Origin of the sequence: Streptomyces alkaliphilus, assembly GCF_014141535.1 — a bacterium.
In the GTDB taxonomy this organism is placed as follows: Bacteria; Actinomycetota; Actinomycetes; order Streptomycetales; family Streptomycetaceae; genus Streptomyces; species Streptomyces alkaliphilus.
This window is the reverse complement of sequence record NZ_VKHT01000780.1, coordinates 1-2,437: the sequence shown is the minus strand read 5'-3', so window position 1 is coordinate 2,437 and position 2,437 is coordinate 1. Positions and strand designations below refer to the sequence as shown.

Here is a 2,437-nt window from a genome sequence, read left to right as displayed (position 1 = left end):
GGGGGCGACGATCCTCATGCCAGTACCAGGCTTTCGGCGATCTCGCGGAGTCGTATGCGCGCCAGGGCGAGATTGCCCTCGCGCCGGTCGATCCACAGGTGGACGAAGACGCTGCTGTCCAGGACGCCCCCCACGAAGTGGATCAGGTGGTGGCCCCCGGGGGCGGTGACGATGACTCCCTCGACCGGTGGGGCGCCCTTCTCCGGTTCCGGGGCGTCGGGTGGCACGAACGCGGTGTGTTCGGCGGCCATGCGGGCGAGTTCGGCGGTCTCGGCGGCGGTGGCCTCGTGATCGCCGCTGGGCGACTCCCCGGCGGTGCCCAACGCGAGGCCGCTGATCCAGTCCACGACGGCGGCGCCGCGGGCCCCGGGCAGCGTCATCGCCGCCAGCAGGCACTCGTCGATTCCGGGCATGCGACGTGGTCCTCCTCGCTGCTGTGGTGCCGGTGGTACCGGCCGAACAACCATCGGGCGCCCGGGGGGCGCTGTGGCGAGGAGATTACGCATCGTGCCGCAGGGGAGGTGGGGTTCAGATCGCTATTTGCCCGTAAGTGCCGAGAGTTGATCGGATGATGTTCGGCGCCGAGTGTTTGACACGTGCATATGCCAGGGCCGTTCGACAGCGGCACACCCGGGCGACACACCGACACCATGTTGATCACGTGGATCGCACGGAAACCCCGGAGCGGGGACCCGGGTGGAGGGCCCCGGGGCACCGTGGGAGCCCCGCGGAACCCGCCCTCGGCACCGGGGAAACCCGGCCCGGATCCGACATTCCGCCAACGGGCGGAATGCGGCTTGTGTTTATGAAGCCGTGACCCGGTAAGCCGACAGACCAGAGAGGCGCGTACGAAAGGGTCCCCACGAAAGGCACACCATGACCACCACTCAAGTCATCATTCTCGTGGCGGTGCTGGCCGTCCTCGTTCTGGTGTATCTGGCCCTCGGGCCGGTGATGAAGCGACGTCGGGGCGACCTGCGCGGGCGCTTCGGTCCCGAGTACGACCGGGCCGTGGACCGCCACAACGGCGACGAGAAGGCCGCCCGAGCCGAACTCTCCGAGCGGCTCAAGCGCCACGGGGACCTGCGGACCCGGACGCTCCCGGCCGAGGAGCGCGAGCGCTACCGGGCGCAGTGGGGGCAGGTGCAGCAGCGCTTCGTGGACGACCCCGCCGGCGCCGTCGCCGAGGCCGACCACCTGCTGACCCGGCTGGCCCACGACCGCGGTTACCCGTCCGACTCGCACGACGACCGGATCGCGGCGCTGTCGGTGCACCATCCCCATCAGGTCGACGGCTACCGTCGGGTGCACGCCCTGGCCGGTCGTACCGCTCCCGGCGACGCCGCCACCGAGGATCTGCGCACCGCGATGCTCGAGGCCGGTGAGGTCTTCGAGAAGCTCATGGACTCCCCCCACTCCGGTGACCGGGAGGACCGCGCGAAGGCGGAGGGACGCGACGGCGGCATCGCCGAGCGCCTGCACCTGCCGGGCGCCGGACGCGACGAGCGGGGCGAAAGCGACCGCGCTCCGCGCCGCGAGGACCGGGCCGGAGACGAGACACGGGTCGAGGACCGGGACGGCGTGCGCCGATGACCCGGCCCATGGGACCGGGCACCCCCGAAGGGCTCGACCCCCGAACGAACCATTCACACGGCGACACCATCGGAAAGGAGAGCGGGACAGTGGAGAACCGCGTGGAGGAGCGCCGGCACACCAAGGACACCGATCGGACGACGGACACCGGCACCAACCCCGCCCGCCCCGCCGACGACCGGAGCGCGCCGGTCGCGCCGGTGGCCCCCGACACCGGGACCGGGACGACGCACCGCGACGGTGACGCCGCGGAGGGCGGCGGGCGGACCCCCGGCGCCCCCGGCGCAGAGGGTCCCGGTAGCGACCGGTCGCCCCGGGGCCACACCGGCCCGGCGCTGGTCCCGCAGGCGCGCGCCGAGGAACTGCGCGCCCGCCTCCAGGTCGCCGTGCAGTCCTTCGTGGACGACCCCGAGCGGGCGGTCCGGGAGGCCGACGCCCTCCTCGAGGAAGCCGGCGAGTGCGTGCGCGAGTCCCTGGCCGAGCAGCGCGGGGCCCTGCGGTCCGACGGCGCCACCGGCGACCGGGGCGGCGACGGTGCCGGCTCCGCCGGCACCGAGGAGCGGCGCACCGCGCTGATCGGTTACCGCGATCTGGTGGAGCGCCTGATCGCGGCCTGAGCACCCCGCGGGCACCACGGCCCGAAGCCGCGGGAGGTATCCGATCGGCCCGACGATCGGAGGGGATCCGGGACGGGACCCCACATCCGGGCACCGCACACGAGGCCGGTTCCGGCGCGTTCGATCGGAGCGCACCGGAACCGGCCTCACGTCGTGCCCGCATCAGAAAACCCGGCTCCGGCCCCTCCCGACCCCGGGCCGGTCGCCGTCGCCGCCCTCCCGTGCCT

At 73.2% G+C, this 2,437-nt stretch carries 3 protein-coding genes; 2 read left to right on the top strand and 1 reads right to left on the bottom strand.

What is annotated here, in order from left to right; translation table 11 throughout:
- Positions 1 to 14: 14 nt before the first annotated feature.
- Entirely contained in the window at positions 15 to 413 is a 399-nt protein-coding gene (locus FNQ90_RS19690; protein WP_143621183.1) for a hypothetical protein, read from the bottom strand.
- A gap of 463 nt (positions 414 to 876) precedes the next feature.
- On the opposite strand from FNQ90_RS19690, the gene FNQ90_RS19685 reads away from it, so the two are divergent.
- Together FNQ90_RS19685 and FNQ90_RS19680 are read left to right on the top strand one after the other, a co-directional pair.
- Positions 877 to 1,593 carry a hypothetical protein gene (locus FNQ90_RS19685; protein ID WP_182607581.1) on the top strand — a complete coding sequence of 239 codons (717 nt, stop codon included), beginning with the start codon at positions 877 to 879 and terminating at the stop codon, positions 1,591 to 1,593.
- A gap of 89 nt (positions 1,594 to 1,682) precedes the next feature.
- The gene (locus FNQ90_RS19680) at positions 1,683 to 2,210 is read left to right on the top strand and encodes a hypothetical protein (protein ID WP_182607580.1); all 528 of its coding nucleotides are present in this window, start codon (positions 1,683 to 1,685) and stop codon (positions 2,208 to 2,210) included.
- Positions 2,211 to 2,437: the final 227 nt, after the last annotated feature.

Bases quoted from the DNA above. Each gene is read 5' to 3' on its own strand.
- FNQ90_RS19690 (WP_143621183.1), bottom strand. From the start codon at position 413: ATGCCCGGAATCGACGAGTGCCTGCTGGCGGCGATGACGCTGCCCGGG.
- FNQ90_RS19685 (WP_182607581.1), top strand. From the start codon at position 877: ATGACCACCACTCAAGTCATCATTCTCGTGGCGGTGCTGGCCGTCCTC.